Origin of the sequence: Actinacidiphila oryziradicis (assembly GCF_005047355.1) — a bacterium.
Taxonomy (GTDB): Bacteria; Actinomycetota; Actinomycetes; order Streptomycetales; family Streptomycetaceae; genus Actinacidiphila; species Actinacidiphila oryziradicis.
Map to the genome: position 1 here is coordinate 1 of NZ_SUMC01000129.1, position 18,565 is coordinate 18,565.

The following is an 18,565-nucleotide window of genomic DNA, read 5'->3' on the forward strand; positions in this document are numbered from 1 at the left end:
CATGCTTGCCCGGGGTGCACGCGCTCGTCCCCTGCGGGGACACCCCGGCGCGTCCCCTCCCAGCCGCATGGGCGCGTGACGGCCGCTCGCGGCGGAGACCGTAAAACCAAAGGCACCGCGCGCCGGGCAACCCCCCGGGGTGACCGCGGGACACAACCCACCGCAAGGCGCTGTGACGGCCGGAGGGGGCGGTGCAGGGGTGTCCCCGCAGACTGTGTCGCCGTATGCCGGTGGCGATGGCGCATGGTGCAGGGGGTGCTGGCGACACTGTCGTGGGGGCACCTCCTGGGGGCACCTCCCGGCCGAAGGCTGGGGGAGGTAGCTGGTGGGGGCACCTCCCGGCCGAAGGTTGGGGGAGCGAGTCACCCCGGAGGCGCCACCGACCCAACCACCGAACAAGCGCACCCGCCCCACGGCGCAGGGCACCAAAACCCAGCCCGTCCGGCGTTTGAGGACGGATCGGCAACCCCGGCACCGGGCAACGCAACGCGACGCAGCCGGGACCGGCCCGCGAAGCGGTGCGAGGCCGGCAAACAAGAGGTGCGCCCGTCCGGCGTCAGAGGACTCAGCGGCAACCCGCCAGACGAAGCGGGAGGCACACCGGGCGCCCCCGGCTCAGCGCAAAGCTGCGACCATGGACGCATGACGGAGACCACAATCGGCATCGGCGGCGCAGCCGAACGTACCGACATGGTGCTGAACATCGGCCCCCAGCACCCCTCGACCCACGGAGTGCTGCGGCTGCGCCTCGTCCTGGACGGGGAGCGGATCAACGAGGTCGAGCCGGTGGTCGGGTATATGCACCGGGGCGCGGAGAAGCTGTTCGAGGCGCGGGACTACCGCCAGATCATCATGTTGGCGAACCGCCACGACTGGCTGTCGGCGTTCTCGAACGAGTTGGGCGTGGTGCTGGCGGTCGAGCGGATGCTCGGCATGGAGGTCCCGGAGCGCGCCGTATGGACCCGCACGCTGCTCGCGGAGCTGAACCGGGTGCTGAACCACCTGATGTTCCTGGGGTCGTACCCGCTGGAGCTGGGCGGGATCACGCCGATCTTCTACGCGTTCACTGAGCGCGAGGAGGTCCAGCGGGTGATGGAGGAGGTGTCGGGCGGCCGGATGCACTACATGTTCAACCGGGTCGGCGGCCTGAAGGAGGACCTGCCGAACGGCTGGTACGGCAGGGCCCGGCAGGCGATCGCGGCGGTCCGCTCGCGGATGGATGTCTTCGACAGGCTGGTGCTGGGCAATGAGATCTTCCGGGGCCGCACACGCGGCGTGGGCGTGCTGTCCCGGGAGAACGTGCACGCGTACGGCGTGAGCGGGCCGATCGCCCGGGCCTCCGGGGTCGACTTCGATCTGCGGCGTGATGAGCCGTATCTGGCGTACGCGGAGCTTCAGGACGCCCTGAAGGTGGTGACCCGGGCGGAGGGCGACTGCCTGGCCCGCTTCGAGGTGCTGCTGGCACAGACGCACAACGCGCTGGAGCTGGCTGACGCGTGCCTGGACCGGCTGGCGGAGCTCCCGCCGGGGCCGATCAATCAGCGTCTGCCGAAGGTGCTGAAGGCCCCGGAGGGGCACACATACGCGTGGACGGAGAATCCGCTCGGGCTGAACGGCTACTACTTGGTGTCGAAGGGCGAGAAGACGCCGTACCGCCTGAAGCTGCGCTCGGCCTCGTACAACAACATTCAGGCCCTGACGGTACTGCTGCCGGGGACGCTGGTGGCCGACATGGTGGCGATTCTGGGCTCGATGTTCTTCGTGGTGGGCGATATCGACAAATAGGCGTTACGACCGGGCGTTACGACGACGAGTGCACGCGCAGCTCGACGACTTCGAGGTGTTCGGTCTCATCGTGTTCGGTGAGGTCGATGACCTTCTGCTCCGCGACGGCCTCGTCGCCGATCACATCGGCAAGGTCGGACCCTTCCGGGTCGTCGGCGTCGGCATCGGCGTCCGCGTCAGCCGCGGCAGCCGCGTCGGACTCGTCCGCCGCGGCCTTCTGGGCCCCGAAGAAGTCGAAGCCGCCGATGGCGCGGCTGGCCGAGCGGTGCGGCTTGGCGTACGGGAGTACGGCGGCGGCCACGGCCGGGACGAGTCGGTGCTCGCGGACGGGGAGGGCGGGCGCGGCGGCGGCCGGGCTGCTGTCGGGGCCGTCGGCGGCGTGGCGGCCCTGGGGCTCGTCGGTGCTGTCCTTGACGTCGCGGCGGCGGGCCTCCTCGACGGTGCGGAGCGCCTGTTGGCGGGCGGCGTTGCGACCGAGGTCGCGGAGCGCCTCGTTGGCCTGGAGGTACGCGGAGGGGCTGACCGGCGCGGGGCGGAGGCCAGTGGCGGCGCCAATGACGAGCTGCCGGCGGTCCTCCAGGGTGCGGGCGCGCTCGCTCTCGGCGGTGGCGTAGCGGCGGAGCAGGTCGGCGTGCTCGGTGCGGAGGCGGGCGAGTTCGGAGCGTTTGGCGCGGAGTTTGTTCTCCAGGCGGCCACGGACGTCGCGGGAGTCGTCGAGGTCGACCTCGAGCTCGGCGATGCGCTCCTCGGTGTGCCATTCGTCGCGGACCCGGGCCATCTCCAGCGCGGAGACGCGCTTGCCGGCGGCGCGGTCCCAGCGGCGGAGCAGGAAGCCGCCGAAGACCGCAGCCGCGGCCGCCTCCGCGGCCATCACCCGGAGGACGACGGGATCATTGACGGCCCAGGCTCCGACTGCGAAGACGACGGCGGAACCGGCGACGGTCAGCGGGGGCAGCAGCCGGTGCAGGTGCTCGGAATTGCGGTGGCGTCCACGGGGCATGGCTTGAAACTTAGCGTGCCTGTGCGCGGCGTGGGGCCCCGAGGTCCGATTTCCTGGAGAATCCGCCTCACCTGACACGGAAAGTTTCCCGCTCTTTACCCAACGCCATCGGCCCATTCCGGGGCAGGTCCCAACCAAGCCTCAGCCAGAGCCCGGTGAGAGCACAGCCAGAGCCCGATCAGGCAATTCTTGATCTTGGTCAGGCCCGTCCGGTCGCGCCGTTTCCGGTGCCGGCGCCATTGTCGTCGCCGTCCTCGGGGAGCTTGCAGACGCGCTCCAGGAATAGTGCGGCGGCGACCACCGCGATGCCCGCCACGACTGCCGCGCCCGCGTAGATCGCCTGCTGGCGGCGGAACGGAAAGTCGAGCTGGTACATGACAAGGAAGACTCCCGCGCCGCCGTACATCCCGGCGGCCAGCGAGGCGACCAGCGCGCTGGCCTGGCCGAAGACGACCGCCCGGGCGGCGACCAGCGGGTCGACGCCCTTGGCGTCGGGCCGGCGCTCGCGCTGGGCGCGGAGCCGGGAACGCAGGGCGATGGCGGTGGCGGCTAGGGCGGCGGCGATGAGCGCGAGGACGACGGAGGCGGCCACCGGGACACCCGGGAGATGGCCGACGGAGTCCCAGAGCTTGGCACCGGCCCACGAGATCACGCCCGCAACGACGAACAGCCCAATGAGCGTCCTGATGCGCAGCACCTTCACTCGCGTACTCCTGGCAGTGGGTGACGTGTCCATAATGAGCCTGCGCGACGGGCGCAAAGCGCAACTGGCCTGAGATTACGCCTAACGATTACTCAGGCAGCCGGAGTTCCACGTCCGGGCGTGCTTGGACGCCCTCACGGCCGACCCCGGCCAGCAGTTCCGCGACGGAGCCATGGCCGAACAGGACCGCGGCCGGGTCGATGTCGCACCACGGGGCGAGGACAAACGCACGCTGGTGGGCGCGGGGGTGCGGCAGAGTGAGCACCGGGTCGTCGGAGACGACGTCCTGATACGCGACGATGTCGACGTCGAGGGTGCGCGAGCCCCATCGCTCCCCGGTGCGGGTGCGGGCGAAGGCCTCCTCGATGGCGTTGGCGCGCTCCAGGAGCGACGAGGGCGGGAGGGTCGTCCGGATCAGCACGATCGCGTTCAGGTAGCTCGGCTGGCTGCCCGGCTCGACGCCCCACGGATCGGTCTCGTAGACCGGCGAGACGGACTTCACACGCACGCCGGGGGTGTCCTCCAGGGCGTCGATCGCGCCTTGCAGGGTCTCCAGGCGGTTGCCGAGATTGCTGCCCAGCGAGACCACGGCTCGCTTCGGGTTCTGAAGGGTGGTGTCGGCCGCGTCGACCTGTGCGACGACGGAGGCCGGCACCGGCTGCACAGTCGGGTCCTCGAAACTCACGGGCGCCTCCGGTTGATGGTGATGGTCACGTCGTCAAAGGGGACGGTGATCGGGGCCTCCGGCTTGTGCACGGTGACCTCGACCTCCTGTACCACCTCGTGCTTCAGGCACTGGTCGGCGATGCGCTGGGCAAGGGTCTCGATCAGGTCGACCGGCTCGCCCGTCACGACGGCCACGGTCTCCTCGGCCACCACGCCATAGTGCACGGTGTGGGTCAGGTCGCCGGAGGCAGCGGCACGAGCGGTGTCCAGGCTCAGCACGAGGTCCACGACGAAGGTCTGGCCTTCCTCGCGCTCGTGCTGGAATACGCCGTGGTGGCCGCGGGCCCGCAGGCCGCGCAGCGCGACACGATCCACGATTTCACTCCTGCTGTTCTGGTTGGTGCGGCGGACATCGACGGAATGTGACGGGCGTCGGGGCATGATCCAGTCAGGGCAGGTGCCGCATGTATCGCATATCGCAGGTGCTGCAATGTGCTGGTCGTCGTCCCGTACACGAATCTACCTCCGACCGCCGACAGTGTTGGCGGACGGGGTCCCCGGGCAGCCGCGCCCCGCGCATACCCCGGTCGGCTCGAAGCTATTCGTGCCTCGGGTACTTCTTGGCTCGAACGAGGGGCCGCTGCGGCTCGAACGGGTGGCCGCTGCCTTCAGATTGACTCCCCGTCGTCTCCGTCGTCGCCCTCTTCGACGCCCTCCGCCATCACCGGAGAGCCGTGGTGGACCCACAGCCGCCAGCCGCCAGATGTGCGACGGAACACATTTGTCGCCACCACCAGCCCGCCCACCAGCGACCCCGCTGAGCCGTCCTCCTCCGCCGGGCCGCCGGTCAGAATGTTCTCCGTGCACGTCACGAGCGCCGTGTCGCCGTCCACCGCGACCTCGACATCCGTCAGGAAGAACTGGATGTACTCCGTGTTCGCCATGATCAGCGCATATGAGCGCATCACCTCGCGGCGCCCGCGCAGCACCGGCCACCCCGGGTGCACCACGCTGACCGTCTCCGCCAGCGGGCCGGTCAGCACCAGCCCCTCCAGCGCCTCCAGGTCCGAGCGCTCCACAGCGTCGTAGAACGCCTGGTGTGCCTGCTCGACGGCAGCGGCCTCCGCCGTGCGGGGGCTCACGCCGCAGCCTCCGCGCCCTCGATGGCGCGGGCCACCCGGACCGCGTCCGCGCTCGCCGCCACCTCGTGTACACGCACCGCCCAGGCGCCCTCGCGGGCCGCGATCGCCGATACGGCGGCCGTCGCGGCGTCCCGCTCCCGGGCCGGCGGCGGGTCACCGGCCGTCCCGGCCAGCACCCGGCCCAGGAAACGCTTCCGGGAGGCCGCCACCAGCAGCGGGCGGCCCAGGGCGCGGAGCTCCGCGAGATGGGCGATGAGGGCGAGGTCGTGCGCGGCGTTCTTGGCGAAGCCCAGGCCGGGGTCGAGCACGATGCGCTCGGGCGCGATGCCGCCGGCGACGGCACGGTCCAGGGCCTGCCGCAGCTCGGCCACGACCTCGGCGACGACGTCGTCATATACAGCCCGGTTGTTCATGTCGATGCTCTGGCCGCGCCAGTGCATGACCACGAACGGCACGCCCGCGGCGGCCACGACCGGGATCATCGCGGCGTCGGCGCCGCCCCCGCTCACATCATTGACCAGTACGGCTCCAGCGCCGACGGCCTGCTCCGCGACACCGGCCCGCATCGTGTCCACGCTCACCACGACGCCTGCCGCCGCCAGCTCCCGTACGACCGGGATCACCCGGCGCAGCTCCTCCGCCTCGTCCACCCGCCTGGCGCCGGGGCGGGTCGACTCACCGCCCACATCCACCAGGTCCGCGCCCGCGGCCACCAGGTCCAGGCCGTGCTTCACCGCCGCCTCGGGGTCGAACCAACTTCCGCCGTCCGAGAACGAATCCGGCGTCACGTTCACCACGCCCATGACCGCGCAGCGGTCCCAACCCGGCAGACCGGCCAACCGGCCGCGCAACGTACCCATAGCCTCCAGCGTAGGCGCTCCGCGGGTGTCCCCACCGCTGCCGTCAGCGGTCGCTGAGCCGGGAGCAGAGCCATTGGAGTGCGGGCGGGACCTCTCGGGCCCAGGTGTTGAAGTTGTGGCCACCGGTGCTGAGGAGTATCGACGCGGTCTGGGTGGGTGGTGTTGCCGCCTTGATGAAGGCGAGGGTGGAGTTGTAGTTCCTCTCGCCGTGCTTGCTGCTGGTGACCAGCAGGGAGACCGGCGGGTGGGGCAGATGTGCCAGCCGCCACATGAGGTTGTTCTCCCGGGCGAGCTGCGCGCTGCCACCGAAGAGGGAGCCGGTGGTCGGGTCGATCGGGGCCTTGTAGTAGCCGGAGAGGGAAGCCGCGGCGCCGAAGGTCTGCGGGTTGCGCATGGCGAGCTTCAGGGCGCAGTAACCGCCGGTGGAGTCACCGATGATGCCCCAGTTACGGGCGTGGTGACCGACCCGGTAGTGGGTGGCGATGGCGGCGGGCAGGTCCTTGGTGAAGAAGGTCTCGGTCTGCGGGCCGCCAGGGATGTCCACGCACTCGGTGTCGCGCGGCGGGGCGACGGTGGGCCGCAGCATGACGAGGATGGTCGGCTGCGCCGCGCCGGACGAGGCCAGGCGGTGGGCGACGACCGGGTACTTCAGACCGGTGATGAGATGCTCGCTGGTGCCCGGGTAGCCGGTGAGGACCACGGCGGTGGGAAACGCCCGTTTGGAGTACTGCCGCTTGAAGTACTCGGGTGGCAGATACATGTACGCCGGGCTTGTGATATGTGAGTGCCTACCCGTGATCTGGATCTTCTCTATACGGCCCCCGATAGTGGGTACCGATCCCCCGGACACGTTGACGCTCTCGCGGCCCAGCACTTGAAGCTGCTGGCCGCCGGATGGGTTGCCCTGCATGACCACGACGCCCTGCCCCTGTACGGTGCCGAACAGGTCGGCCCACGACGCGTAGAAACCGAAGGAGTCGTTCACCGCGAGCAGCAGCGCACAGATCATCACCAGCTGGGTGGCCAGCAGCGTGCCGACACGCCCGAGCACGGCGGGCGCGTTGTTGCGTGCCAGCCGTGGCCACAGCCATACGGTTGCGGCGAAGATCAGAACTGCTGCGATCGCGGCCAGCAGCAGGACCTTTTTGCTCGTGAGTTCCATACAGTGTCGCTTGCTTTCCGGTCGGTGGCCCGGTCGGTGGCCCGGTCGGGTTCCTCCGCCGCCCGGCAACGGAACCCATGGGCCGATCTTCGCATCTCACAGGATGCAAATTATTCGCTACGAGTGGTACTTGCGGTAAAAGATCCGCATTGTTGGAGCTTGGTGACCAATGTCTGTGTTGCTAGAGGGAGATCCTGGCCTTCGGGTTCCGTGGGGAGGCGCCGGTGTCCTCTGATCGGGCTGCTGTAGGACGGCTGCGGTTGCCGCGCGTCCTGCGTCCCTCCGCCGTCCCGGCGGTCGTCGGCACCGCGTGTGCCATGGTCGGCCTGCTGGATGTCAGCGCCGGGGTGTTCCCCCGCTTCCGGCACAGCCGGATGCACGTACTCGCCGGGGTCTTCCCCGGCACGGTCACCTCGCTGGCCGCGGCCGCGTCGATCGTCACCGGCATCCTGATGCTGGCGCTCGCGCACGCGCTCAAACGCGGCAAGCGGCGCGCCTGGCGGGCCGCTGTCGTACTGCTGCCGGTCGGCGCGGCGATCCAGGTGCTTCACCGGCACTCGTTCTTCGGCGCCGCGGTGTCCACGGCGCTGCTGGCGCTGCTGATCGTGCACCGCGGCCAGTTCTCGGCCCTCGGTGACCCGCGCTCGCGCTGGCGGGCGGTCGCGGCGTTCATCTGGCTGTCGGCGCTGAGCGTCGTCCTCGGGCTGGTCATCGTCAGCGCCCACCCCGAGACGGTGATGGGCGACCCGAACTGGGCGCTTCGCTTCGAGCATGTGATCTACGGGCTCTTCGGCTTCACCGGCCCCGTGCACTACGCCACCGACCAGGCCAACGACGTGGTGGCCTACTCCCTCGGCGGCCTGGGCTTCCTCACCGCCTTCACCACCATCTACCTCGCCCTTCGCCCCGCCCACCCGCTCGCGCATCTCACCCCCACCGACGAGGACCGCCTGCGCGGACTCCTCGAACGGCACGGTGCCCGCGACTCCCTCGGGCACTTCGCGCTCCGCCGCGACAAGAGCGTCGTCTTCTCGCCCAGCGGCAAGGCCGCCGTCTGCTACCGCGTGGTCTGCAGCGTCATGCTCGCCAGCGGCGACCCGATCGGCGATGTCGAGGCCTGGCCGGGCGCCATCGAGCGCTTCATGGAGGAGGCCCGGGCCCACGCCTGGATCCCCGCCGTCATGGGCTGCAGCGAGACCGGCGGCGAGGTCTGGACCCGCGAGACCGGCCTGGACGCCCTTGAGCTGGGCGACGAGGCGATCGTCGACACGGCGTCCTTCACCCTCACCGGGCGCGCCATGCGGAACGTACGGCAGATGGTCAAACGGATCGAACGAGCCGGCTACGAATGCCGTGTGCGGCGGGTCGCCGAGCTCTGCGAGGACGAACGCGCCGTCATCCGCGAGGCGGCCGACGCCTGGCGCGGCACCGACACCGAACGCGGCTTCTCCATGGCGCTGGGCCGCTTCGGGGACCCGGCGGACGACGACTGCGTGGTCGTCACCGCACACGACACGGCCGGCGAGGTGCGGGCGGTGCTCCACTTCGTGCCGTGGGGCGCCGACGGCATGTCCCTGGAGCTCATGCGGCGCGACCGCAGCGCCGATCCCGGGCTGAACGAGCTGCTCATCGTCGCCGCCCTGCAGCAGGCCCCCGGCCTCGGCGTCAGGCGCGTATCTCTGAACTTCGCGATGTTCCGGTCCGCGCTGGCCAGGGGCGAGCGGCTCGGCGCGGGGCCTGTGCTGCGGGGGTGGCGGGGGCTGCTGGTCTTCCTGTCCCGGTGGTTCCAGATCGAGTCGCTGTACAAGTTCAACGAGAAGTTCCAGCCGGAATGGGTGCCGCGCTTCCTGATCTTCCGCAGCTCCAAGGACCTGCCCCGGATCGGGTTCGCCGCCATGCAGGCCGAGGGCTTTGTCACCCTCGCCCTCCCCGCCTGGGTCCAGCGGCTCCTGCCGCCAACCCCGCGCTTGCTGCGCGGCAGCTCCCCCGGCCGGCGGCCGCCCAAGGCCGCTGACGACCACACCGTCGACGCCGCGTAGCGGGACCCGTCCGGCCGGTGTGCCGGGCGGGCCGTGACACAGGCCGTGTCAGGTCATCGAGCCATGATCAGGCTCATGGCCTCGGCACGGGTGGCGGGATCGCGCAGCTGGCCGCGCACGGCGGAGGTGATGGTCTTCGCGCCCGGCTTCCTTATGCCGCGCACGGACATGCACATGTGCTCGGCCTCGATGACGATGATCGCGCCGCGCGCCTCAAGGATCCGCACCAGCGAATCGGCGATCTGCGTGGTGAGCCGTTCCTGCACCTGCGGGCGGCGGGCGTAGACATCGACGAGCCGGGCGAGCTTCGACAGTCCGGTGATCTTCCCGTTGTCGGACGGGATGTAGCCGACATGCGCCACCCCGTGAAACGGCAGCAGATGGTGCTCGCACAAAGAAACGATCTCGATGTCCTTGACCAGCACCATTTCGTCGTGGCCGAGGTCGAATGTGGTCGTCAGCACATCCTCCGGCTCCTGCCAGAGGCCCGCGAGGATCTCCTTGTAGGCGCGGGCCACCCGGGCCGGCGTGTCCCGCAGCCCCTCGCGGTCCGGGTCCTCGCCGACCGCGATAAGGAGTTCCCGGACGGCGTCCTCGGCGCGCTTCTCGTCGAACTCGCCCACGGGGCCTCTGCCGTCGAGCGTCACCGGGTCGGTCATCTGTGCCTCGTTCCTCGTACGCCGCCGCCGTCGCAGCAGAAAGCCGCGCTCCCCAGGCTAGAACCTGGGGGGCGCGGCAATCATTCCGGCCTGGCAATCCGACCTGGTCAGCCCTCCGTGTGGGGCTCCTCCGGGTGCTCGACCGCTTCGGCCGGCTTGCTGAGGGGTACGGCACCGGACACGCTGCCGTTGGTCGAGGCCTGGGAGCCGTTGGTGAGCGCCAGCTCCTTCGGCGAGAGCACCGGCGGCCGGGTGGACGGGGTACGGCGCGAGGAGCCGGTCCAGGCGGGCCGGGGCGGGCGCTTGACGATGTGCTTGAAGACCTCGGCGATCTGCTCCTTGTTCAAGGTCTCCTTCTCCAGGAGGGACAGAACAAGGTTGTCGAGAATGTCGCGGTTCTCGACCAGGATCTCCCACGCCTCATTGTGCGCGGTCTCGATGAGCTTCTTGACCTCTTCGTCGACCAGCCCGGCGACCTCTTCCGAGTAGTCGCGCTGGTGACCCATCTCACGGCCCAGGAACGGCTCCGAGTCGCTGGAGCCGAACTTGATCGCGCCGAGCCGCTCGGTCATCCCGAACTGGGTGACCATGGCCCGCGCGGTGGCGGTCGCCTTCTCGATGTCATTCGCGGCGCCCGTGGTCGGGTCGTGGAAGACGAGCTCCTCCGCTGCCCGGCCGCCCATCATGTAGGCGAGCTGGTCGAGCATCTCGTTGCGAGTGGTGGAGTACTTGTCCTCGTCCGGCAGGACCATGGTGTAGCCGAGGGCACGGCCGCGCGAGAGGATCGTGACCTTGTGCACCGGGTCACTGTTCGGGGAGGCCGCCGCGACCAGGGCGTGTCCGCCCTCGTGGTACGCGGTGATCTTCTTTTCCTTCTCGGACATGATCCGGGTCCGCTTCTGCGGGCCGGCCACGACGCGGTCGATCGCCTCGTCCAGGGTGCTGTTGTCCAGCAGCTTCTTGTCGCTGCGGGCGGTCAGCAGCGCCGCCTCGTTCAGTACGTTGGCGAGGTCCGCACCGGTGAAGCCGGGGGTGCGGCGGGCGACGGCCCTGAGGTCGACGTCCGGGGCGACCGGCTTGCCCTTCTGGTGGACCTGGAGGATATGCAGGCGGCCCTCGAGGTCCGGCGGGTCGACCGCGATCTGCCGGTCGAAGCGGCCCGGCCGCAGCAGCGCCGGGTCGAGGATGTCGGGCCGGTTGGTGGCCGCGATCAAAATCACGCCGCCCTTGACATCGAAGCCGTCCATCTCGACGAGCAGCTGGTTGAGAGTCTGCTCACGCTCGTCGTGGCCGCCGCCGAGGCCCGCGCCGCGGTGCCGGCCGACGGCGTCGATCTCGTCGACGAAGACGATCGCCGGGGCGTTCGCCTTGGCCTGCTCGAACAGGTCACGGACTCGCGATGCGCCGACACCGACGAACATCTCGACGAAGTCGGAACCGGAGATCGAGTAGAACGGCACGCCGGCCTCGCCCGCGACGGCACGTGCGAGCAGGGTCTTGCCGGTGCCAGGGCGGCCGTAGAGCAGGACGCCCTTGGGGATCTTGGCACCGACGGCCTGGAACTTCGCCGGCTCCTGGAGGAACTCCTTGATCTCCTGAAGCTCTTCCACCGCCTCGTCGCAACCCGCCACATCGGCGAAGGTGGTCTTCGGGGTGTCCTTGGTGATGAGCTTGGCCTTGGACTTCCCGAAGTTCATCACCCGGGAGCCGCCGCCCTGCATCTGATTCATCAGGAACAGGAAGACCACAACGATGAGGACGAACGGGAGCAGCGAGAGCAGGATGCCCACGAAGGCGTTCTGCTTGGACGGCGCGACGGTGTAGCCGTCGGGCAGCGTGGCGCTGCTTCCGTCGTCGACCTTGGTCTGGAGGATACGGGCGATTTCCACGCCCTGGTTGCCGATGTAGCTGGCTTTGATCTTGGTGCCGAGGTCCTTGCCTCCGACCTTGGCACCGTTCTTGAGCTCGACCTCGATGGTGTTCTCATCGCCAGTGGTGAGCTTGGCCGACTTCGCCTGGTTGCTGTTGATGGCCGCGATGGCCTGGCCGGTGTCCACCGTCTTGTACCCGCCGGACGAGCCGACGACCTGCATCAATACGACCACGGCGAGGACAGCCAGCACGATCCACATCACTGGCCCACGGAAATAGCGCTTGACGTCCATCCATGCGGGGCGGCTAAGCCCCGTCCCTCCTGCCACAGTGAGGCACGGCGACCGGTTGGCCGCCTGTGCATCCGGTGTATGACCCGACCTTCGGACGGTACCCCAGCATTGTCACCCGAGAATGCCGGAGACCGTTAACAATCCTGCGTTCCCATGCTCCAACGGCGGGAAACGGATGTAGGTTCCCGCACTCCCCCGGCACCCTGCCGACCCTGCCCGGCGGGGCGTCAGCCGCCGTAGACGTGCGGGGCCAGAGTGCCGACAAATGGGAGATTGCGGTACTTCTCCGAAAAATCCAGACCATAACCGACAACGAACTCATTCGGAATGTCGAAGCCAGTGTATTTCACATCGATCTCGACCTTGGCCGCCTCCGGCTTGCGCAGCAACGTACAGACCTCCAGCGAGGCCGGGCGCCGCGAGCCGAGGTTGCTGATCAGCCAGGAGAGGGTGAGGCCGGAGTCGATGATGTCCTCGACGATCAGAACGTCACGGCCGGCGATGTCGGTGTCCAGGTCCTTGAGGATCCGCACCACGCCCGAGGACTTGGTGCCGGCGCCGTAGGAGGACACCGCCATCCAGTCCATCGTCACGTTGCTGGACAGGGCCCGTGCCAGGTCCGCCATGACCATCACCGCGCCCTTGAGCACGCCGACGATCAGGAGGTCCTTCCCTTCGTAGTCCTTGTCGATCTTTGCCGCCAGCTGCACGAGCTTGGCATCGATCTCTTCCTTGGTGATGAGCACCTTCTCGAGGTCGGTGCCCATGTCGTTCTCGTTCACCCGCACTACTTTCCGGAAGGTCTACAAGGCCTGGAAGAACAGTCTGCCACCCCGCCGTCCGGCGGTGACCCCGCCCGGCAGGTTGAGCGGCTTCTGCCCGCGCCAGTCGGTGACCAACCGGTCGGCTTCCTCGATATGACGGGCGAAGAGCGAGCCCGCCGGGGCCCCGGCGCCGATGGCCGCGCGGCGCAGCACCCTGCGGCGTACGGCGGCGGGCAGCGCGTAGAGCCGGTGGGTGTCGAGGCCACCCTCGCCGTCCACGACGTCCCGCTCGGCGGTGGCGGCCCACTGGTCCAGGGCGTCGGCGTCGTCGCGGGAGAGCTGGGCGGTGCGGGCGAGGGCTTCGACGATGCCCTTGCCGAGGGACTTCTCCAGGACGGGCAGGGCTTCGTGGCGGACCCGGGAGCGGGTGTAGGCCGAATCTGCGTTGTGGGGGTCCTCCCATACGTCGATGCCCTGGGCGAGGCACGCCGTGCGGACCGTGTCGCGGTCCAGGAGGAGGAAGGGACGGCGGTAGCGGCCGTTCACCGCGGCCATACCGGACAGCGAGCGGGTGCCGGAACCGCGGGCCAGCCCGAGCAGGACGGTTTCGGCCTGGTCGTCGCGGGTGTGGCCGAGCAGCACGGCAGTCGCGCCGTGCGTCTGCGCCGCGGCGTCCAGCGCGGCGTAGCGGGCGTCCCGGGCGGCGGCCTCCGGGCCGCCCCGGCCGTCCACGGTGACGCCGACGGCGTCCACCGGGCTCAGGCCCAGTTCGCGCAGCCGCGCGGCGACCTCCAGGGCACGGGCCGTGGAGCCCGCCTGCAGGCCGTGGTCGACGGTGACGGCTCCGGCACGGATGTTGAATTTACGGGCTTCAAAGGCGAGCGCGGTGGCAAGGGCCATCGAGTCGGCGCCGCCGCTGCACGCGGCGAGCACGAGCGGGGCGCGTCCGGGACTCCCGGAGAGGCCGTCCGGGGAGAGGGCTACTTCGTCGAGGACGTGGTGGAGCACGCGGCGGACCGCCAGGCGTATCGCTGCGACCGCGGGATGGGGACCCATGTCCGGTTTCCTCCTAGGGAGGCTGGGGGTGGGGGTGATGACGCAGGGTAGCTAGATGGTGACAGAAGCAAGCCCATACCCGAGCATCGCACGCCCACCCAGCCACCGAGGTCCCTCGGATGGGTGAACCCGTTGGCCGCCGGCCATCAATTCATCAGCTTTCGCTACGGCGATGCACCCGCGCCACCCAATCCGCCGGTTTGGCGATCTCCGACTTGGTGGGGAGCGTGTTCGGCGACGTCCAGACCCGGTTGAATCCGGCCATCCCGGTTTCGGCCACCGCCGTCCGTACGAACCGCTCCCCGTCGCGGTACTGACGGAGCTTCGCGTCCAGCCCCAGCACCTTGCGCAGTGCCATGTCCAGCCGCCCGGCCCCGCTCTGGCGGCGCTGCTGGAACTTCTCCCGGATCTCGGCCACGGACGGCACCACCGCCGGGCCGACGCCGTCCATCACATAATCGGCGTGGCCTTCGAGCAGTGACATCACGGCCGTCAGCCGGCCGAGGATCTCCCGCTGCGTCGGGGTCTGCACCAGGTCCATGATGCTGCGGCCTTCCTCCTCGGCGTCCACCGCCGCCTCGTCCTTCTCCGCGCTCCCGTTGCCGACGAAGGACTGCACGGCCTCGCGGAGCCGCTCCACCAGGGTCGAGGGGTCGATGTCCGTCTCGCTGAGGAACGCCTGGATCTCCGACTCGATGTGGTCGCGCAGCCACGGCACCGCCGTGAACTGCGTGCGGTGCGTCTCCTCGTGCAGGCACACCCACAGCCTGAAGTCGTGCGGGTCCACATCGAGTTCGCGTTCCACATGGACGATGTTCGGCGCCACCAGCAGCAGCCTGCCGGCCCTCGGCTCGCCCGGCGCGGGCGCCGCCGGTCCGGCCGGCAGCTCACGCGTCGGGGGCGCGAAAGTCTCGTACTGGCCCAGCACCCGTGAGGACAGGAACGACAGCAGCATCCCCACCTCGACGCCGGTCACCTTCCCGCCGACCGTCCCCAGCAGCGCACCGCCGGGGCCTCCGGGCCGCCGGCTCTGCATCTTGTCCATCAGCGGCTTCAGCACCTCGCGGAAGCCCGCCACATTCGCCTTGATCCAGCCGGGCCGGTCCACGATCAGCACCGGCGTGCCATGGTCCTGCCCGGCCGGACCGTCCTCGTCCCCGAACATCTTCGTGAACGCACGCACATGTTCCTCGGACGACTTCGCGTGCCGTCGCAGCTCGGCCACGATCGCCCGCGCCTCGTCCCGGCTGACCTCCGGGCCCGGCCGTACCAATCGGGTCGCGGTCGCCACCGCGAGATTCCAGTCGACCATCTCCGCACCACCGATGCTCGTCATTCCTTCACCGTACGTTGCCCGCGCCACGTTTGGGTTCCCTTGGAGGCCGCGCGAATAGGTGGGGTGGAGGAAGGTGGGGGCACCTCCTGGGGGCACCGCCCGGACGGAGTCCGGGGGAGAGTCGTCGACCGACACCGACGACAACACTTCCAGGCGCCCCCGCCTACGGAGTCGGCTGATGTCACAGCTCGCCCCGCGACGCCGCCCCACCTATTCGCGCGGCCTCTTCGCCCACAGTCCCCGTACGTGCCCGAGGTGGCGGGTCATGACAGCCCGCACCGCCTCCGTATCGCCGGCCGGCACAGCGTCCAGCAGCTCCAGGTGCTCCTCCGCCGACGCCCGCAGCAGACCGTGCTCCGCCAGAGCCGTCAGACCGTAGAGCCGCGAGCGCTTACCGGCGGTCGGCCCCGACATACCCGACCAGGTCGCCCGCTGCGGCCGCCGACACGATCTCCTCGGCACTGGGCCGCAACGCCTCCAGCGCCGCCGGGTCGGCGGTGGCGGCGATCGAGACAAGCGTCGGAATCTCGATCAGCGAGCGGATCTGCGTGTACTCGTCCAGCTGCCGCTCGGAGACCGCCGTCACCCGGAACCGTTCCTCAGCACTGAGCAGGAGTGAGTCCTGGCTCGGTGCGCATCCCGAACGGTGTTGGGTGCGCTGGTTGCCCGCGTTCGCGTACCTGGTGGCGGCACCCGTCGTGCGGGTGGTCCGGTCCGAGGTGGGCGGGTTTCCTCGCGCCCGAGGACATCCGGCTTGGCCTGGGCGCTCCGATGCCCCGCACCATCACTCCGGTGGTGCGGGGGCGGTGGCGCCCGACGCCCCTCAGGGGTGGATTTTTCCGATTTCCCTCACTGAACGTGTGCGGATCGCTACGTCATCGCCCATTCGCCCTTGGCCCTGGCCCCGAAGTGGACTGACCGGCAATCAGCAGGGGGGCGCACATTCAAGTTGGGCAAAAAGAAGCGAGGCGGTGCACCCCTGAGCCAGGATCCAGGGGTGCACCGCCTCGTCAAGCAGTCGGGCCAACAGCTCAGTGCGACTGGCCGGACTCCCGCAGCCGCTTGTAGGAGGCGTCGATCTCTGCCTCCGCCTCGACCCGGCCGACCCAGTTCGCGCCCTCGACCGACTTGCCCGGCTCCAGGTCCTTGTAGACCTCGAAGAAGTGCTGGATCTCCAGGCGGTCGAACTCCGACACGTGGTGGATGTCGCGCAGGTGCTCGACCCGGGGGTCGGACGCGGGCACGCACAGCAACTTGTCGTCGCCTCCGGCCTCGTCCGTCATACGGAACATGCCGACGGCGCGGCACTTGATGAGGCAGCCGGGGAAGGTCGGCTCATCGAGGATGACCAGCGCGTCCAGCGGGTCGCCGTCCTCGCCAAGGGTGTTCTCGACGAAGCCGTAATCGGCCGGGTAGCTGGTCGAGGTGAAGAGCCGGCGGTCCAGGCGGATACGACCGGTCTCGTGGTCCACCTCGTACTTGTTCCGGGAACCCTTCGGGATCTCGATCGTGACGTCGAACTCCAAGACTCCACTCCTCCATGATCAGCACATACTTCTGGTGATTAAGTGTCTCCCACGCAAGTGTGTGGTCGCGAAAGGGGCTGGTCCGGGGTGCCCATCTCCCGAACATGGCAGGTCGTCGCTGGTGCCGCCGTAGTGGGCCTGGTGATGTCCCTGACTGCGGTGGCCGTCGCGGGACCGTGGGAGTCAGGTCAGCGTACGGCCGAACGGGTTACCGCCGCCTCCCGGGACGCCCGGCTCGCGGCTGGGGCCGGGAAGGCGCGGGGCAGCGGGCGGCGGGGCGCCTCGGCGCCCGTGCCGTCGCCCAGCGTGGAAGACGTCCTCGTAGGGCTCGACACGAGCCCTCCCGGCGCCGCCACGGCCGCCGGTACCCCGCTGCCCACCACGCAGGGCCTCACCAAGGCCCTGGGGCCCCTGCTCAAGGCATCCACGGGGCTCGGCCGGCTCCGTACCGCCGCCGTCATCGACGCCAGCACCGGGAAGGCGCTCTACGGGTCCCGGGCCGGTGACGCGGCCGTCCCGGCCTCCACCACCAAGATCGCCACCGCGGTCGCGGCGCTGTCGCTGCTCGGGCCCGACCACCGCTTTACGACCGCCGTCGAAGCCGACGGCGACCACCGCATCGTCCTCGTCGGCGGCGGCGACCCCACCCTCACCGCCCGCAAGGCGGCCGGCGGCGGCTACGACGCGGCGTCGCTGCGCACCCTCGCCGACGACACGGCGCGCGCCCTGAAGAAGGCCGGTACGACAAAGGTCGCGCTCGCCTACGACACATCGCTCTACTCCGGCACCGCGCTTCACCCGATAGGGCGCAACGACAATCTCGCGCCGGTTACCGCCCTCATGACCGACGAGGGCCGGCTCGACGACACCAGCTACAAGGGCCCGGCCGCCCGTGTCCAGGACCCGGCGGGGGCCGCCGCCGGCACCTTCGCGGATCTGCTGCGCGACCGGGGCATCGACGTCACCGGTGACCCCGTCTCCGGCCGGGCCCCGGCCGGCGCGACCCCCGCGTCACACCTCGCCGAGGTCCGCTCCGTACCGCTGTCCGCGCTGGTCGAGCGGATGCTCACCAACAGCGACAACGACATCGCCGAGGCCCTTGCCCGGCAGGCCGCGATCGCTGCCGGCCGCCCGGCGAGCTTCGCGGGTGGCGCGGCCGCGGTGCGCTCCGCGCTGGGCGCCCTCGGCGTGCCCCTCAGCGGCGCCCGCTTCACCGACGGCAGCGGCCTCAGCCAGCAGGACGCGCTTTCGGCCTCCCAGCTCGCGGGCCTTCTCGTACTCGCCGCCTCCCCCGCCCACCCCGACCTTCGCTCCATCCTCACCGGGCTGCCCATCGGCGGCTTCACCGGTTCCCTCAGCACCCGCTTCACGTTCGCCTCCGGCGCTACGGGGCGGCTGGGCGCCGGGCTCATCCGGGCCAAGACCGGAACCCTCACCGGCGTCAACGCCCTCGCCGGCACGGTCGTCGACGCCGACGGGCGGCTACTGGTCTTCGCCTTCCTCACCAAGGGCACGACCGACCCGGCCGCCGCGCAGGACGCCCTCGACCACCTCGCCGCCACGGTGGCCGCCTGCGGCTGCGGCTAGGGCCTGTCCGGCCGATCTCCGTGGGAGAAGGAGCGGGGTCTGGCGCCTGTGATCGCAAGGCGGAGGTGGGGGCACCTCCCAGCGGTAGCTGGGGGAGGAGGCGACGCGATGGGGG

General features: G+C 70.0%; 16 protein-coding genes and 1 pseudogene. 3 read left to right on the forward strand and 14 right to left on the reverse strand.

From position 1 onward, the window contains the following. Positions 1-642 precede the first annotated feature (642 nt). Complete coding sequence (locus FCI23_RS48300) at positions 643-1,785, forward strand: NADH-quinone oxidoreductase subunit D (RefSeq protein ID WP_136730363.1); 1,143 nt, start codon at positions 643-645, stop codon at positions 1,783-1,785. Positions 1,786-1,801: 16 nt separating this feature from the next. Here the strand turns inward: FCI23_RS48300 and FCI23_RS48305 are convergent, their stop codons facing one another. From FCI23_RS48305 to FCI23_RS48335, 7 genes are all read right to left on the reverse strand, one after another. After that, positions 1,802-2,785 (reverse strand): hypothetical protein, encoded by a 984-nt coding sequence (locus FCI23_RS48305; RefSeq protein WP_136730364.1) that lies wholly within the window; start codon positions 2,783-2,785, stop codon positions 1,802-1,804. A gap of 199 nt (positions 2,786-2,984) precedes the next feature. Next, a complete protein-coding gene (locus tag FCI23_RS48310) occupies positions 2,985-3,488 on the reverse strand; it encodes a DUF3180 domain-containing protein (RefSeq protein WP_136730365.1) in 504 nt (167 codons plus the stop codon). A gap of 88 nt (positions 3,489-3,576) precedes the next feature. Further along, entirely contained in the window at positions 3,577-4,173 is a 597-nt protein-coding gene (folK, locus tag FCI23_RS48315; protein WP_136730366.1) for a 2-amino-4-hydroxy-6-hydroxymethyldihydropteridine diphosphokinase, read from the reverse strand. Beyond that, the gene (gene folB / locus FCI23_RS48320; protein WP_136730367.1) at positions 4,170-4,529 is read right to left on the reverse strand and encodes a dihydroneopterin aldolase; all 360 of its coding nucleotides are present in this window, start codon (positions 4,527-4,529) and stop codon (positions 4,170-4,172) included. The genes folK and folB overlap by 4 nt, the downstream gene beginning before the upstream one ends. A 293-nt stretch (positions 4,530-4,822) precedes the next feature. Further along, positions 4,823-5,296, reverse strand: coding sequence for a nuclear transport factor 2 family protein (locus FCI23_RS48325; RefSeq protein WP_136730368.1), 474 nt, complete (start codon positions 5,294-5,296; stop codon positions 4,823-4,825). Further along, positions 5,293-6,156 (reverse strand): dihydropteroate synthase, encoded by an 864-nt coding sequence (gene folP, locus FCI23_RS48330; protein WP_211265806.1) that lies wholly within the window; start codon positions 6,154-6,156, stop codon positions 5,293-5,295. The genes FCI23_RS48325 and folP overlap by 4 nt, the downstream gene beginning before the upstream one ends. A 43-nt stretch (positions 6,157-6,199) precedes the next feature. Beyond that, on the reverse strand, positions 6,200-7,318 hold the full coding sequence (locus tag FCI23_RS48335) for an alpha/beta hydrolase (RefSeq protein WP_136730369.1): 1,119 nt from the start codon (positions 7,316-7,318) through the stop codon (positions 6,200-6,202). Positions 7,319-7,635: 317 nt separating this feature from the next. On the opposite strand from FCI23_RS48335, the gene FCI23_RS48340 reads away from it, so the two are divergent. Continuing rightward, positions 7,636-9,357 carry a phosphatidylglycerol lysyltransferase domain-containing protein gene (locus FCI23_RS48340; RefSeq protein ID WP_246144765.1) on the forward strand — a complete coding sequence of 574 codons (1,722 nt, stop codon included), beginning with the start codon at positions 7,636-7,638 and terminating at the stop codon, positions 9,355-9,357. Positions 9,358-9,410: 53 nt separating this feature from the next. Here FCI23_RS48340 and folE read toward each other — a convergent pair whose 3' ends face one another. The 7 genes and pseudogenes from folE to FCI23_RS48375 all read right to left on the reverse strand — a co-directional run bounded on the left by folE (position 9,411) and on the right by FCI23_RS48375 (position 16,863). Further along, on the reverse strand, positions 9,411-10,016 hold the full coding sequence (gene folE, locus FCI23_RS48345; RefSeq protein ID WP_136730370.1) for a GTP cyclohydrolase I FolE: 606 nt from the start codon (positions 10,014-10,016) through the stop codon (positions 9,411-9,413). 107 nt (positions 10,017-10,123) lie between these two features. Continuing rightward, the gene (gene ftsH / locus FCI23_RS48350) at positions 10,124-12,181 is read right to left on the reverse strand and encodes an ATP-dependent zinc metalloprotease FtsH (protein ID WP_136730371.1); all 2,058 of its coding nucleotides are present in this window, start codon (positions 12,179-12,181) and stop codon (positions 10,124-10,126) included. Between the two features lie 227 nt (positions 12,182-12,408). Continuing rightward, a complete protein-coding gene (gene hpt, locus FCI23_RS48355) occupies positions 12,409-12,948 on the reverse strand; it encodes a hypoxanthine phosphoribosyltransferase (RefSeq protein ID WP_136730377.1) in 540 nt (179 codons plus the stop codon). Positions 12,949-12,984: 36 nt separating this feature from the next. Beyond that, positions 12,985-14,001, reverse strand: coding sequence for a tRNA lysidine(34) synthetase TilS (gene tilS, locus FCI23_RS48360; RefSeq protein WP_136730372.1), 1,017 nt, complete (start codon positions 13,999-14,001; stop codon positions 12,985-12,987). A 154-nt stretch (positions 14,002-14,155) separates the two neighbouring features. Further along, the gene (locus FCI23_RS48365; RefSeq protein WP_136730373.1) at positions 14,156-15,337 is read right to left on the reverse strand and encodes a zinc-dependent metalloprotease; all 1,182 of its coding nucleotides are present in this window, start codon (positions 15,335-15,337) and stop codon (positions 14,156-14,158) included. Between the two features lie 210 nt (positions 15,338-15,547). Next, positions 15,548-15,929 (reverse strand): annotated as a pseudogene (locus FCI23_RS48370) (FCD domain-containing protein); the annotation flags it as partial. Between the two features lie 439 nt (positions 15,930-16,368). Continuing rightward, complete coding sequence (locus FCI23_RS48375; RefSeq protein ID WP_136730374.1) at positions 16,369-16,863, reverse strand: inorganic diphosphatase; 495 nt, start codon at positions 16,861-16,863, stop codon at positions 16,369-16,371. 87 nt (positions 16,864-16,950) lie between these two features. Between FCI23_RS48375 and dacB the strand changes: the two genes are divergently transcribed. Further along, on the forward strand, positions 16,951-18,450 hold the full coding sequence (gene dacB, locus FCI23_RS48380) for a D-alanyl-D-alanine carboxypeptidase/D-alanyl-D-alanine endopeptidase (protein WP_322974026.1): 1,500 nt from the start codon (positions 16,951-16,953) through the stop codon (positions 18,448-18,450). Positions 18,451-18,565: the final 115 nt, after the last annotated feature.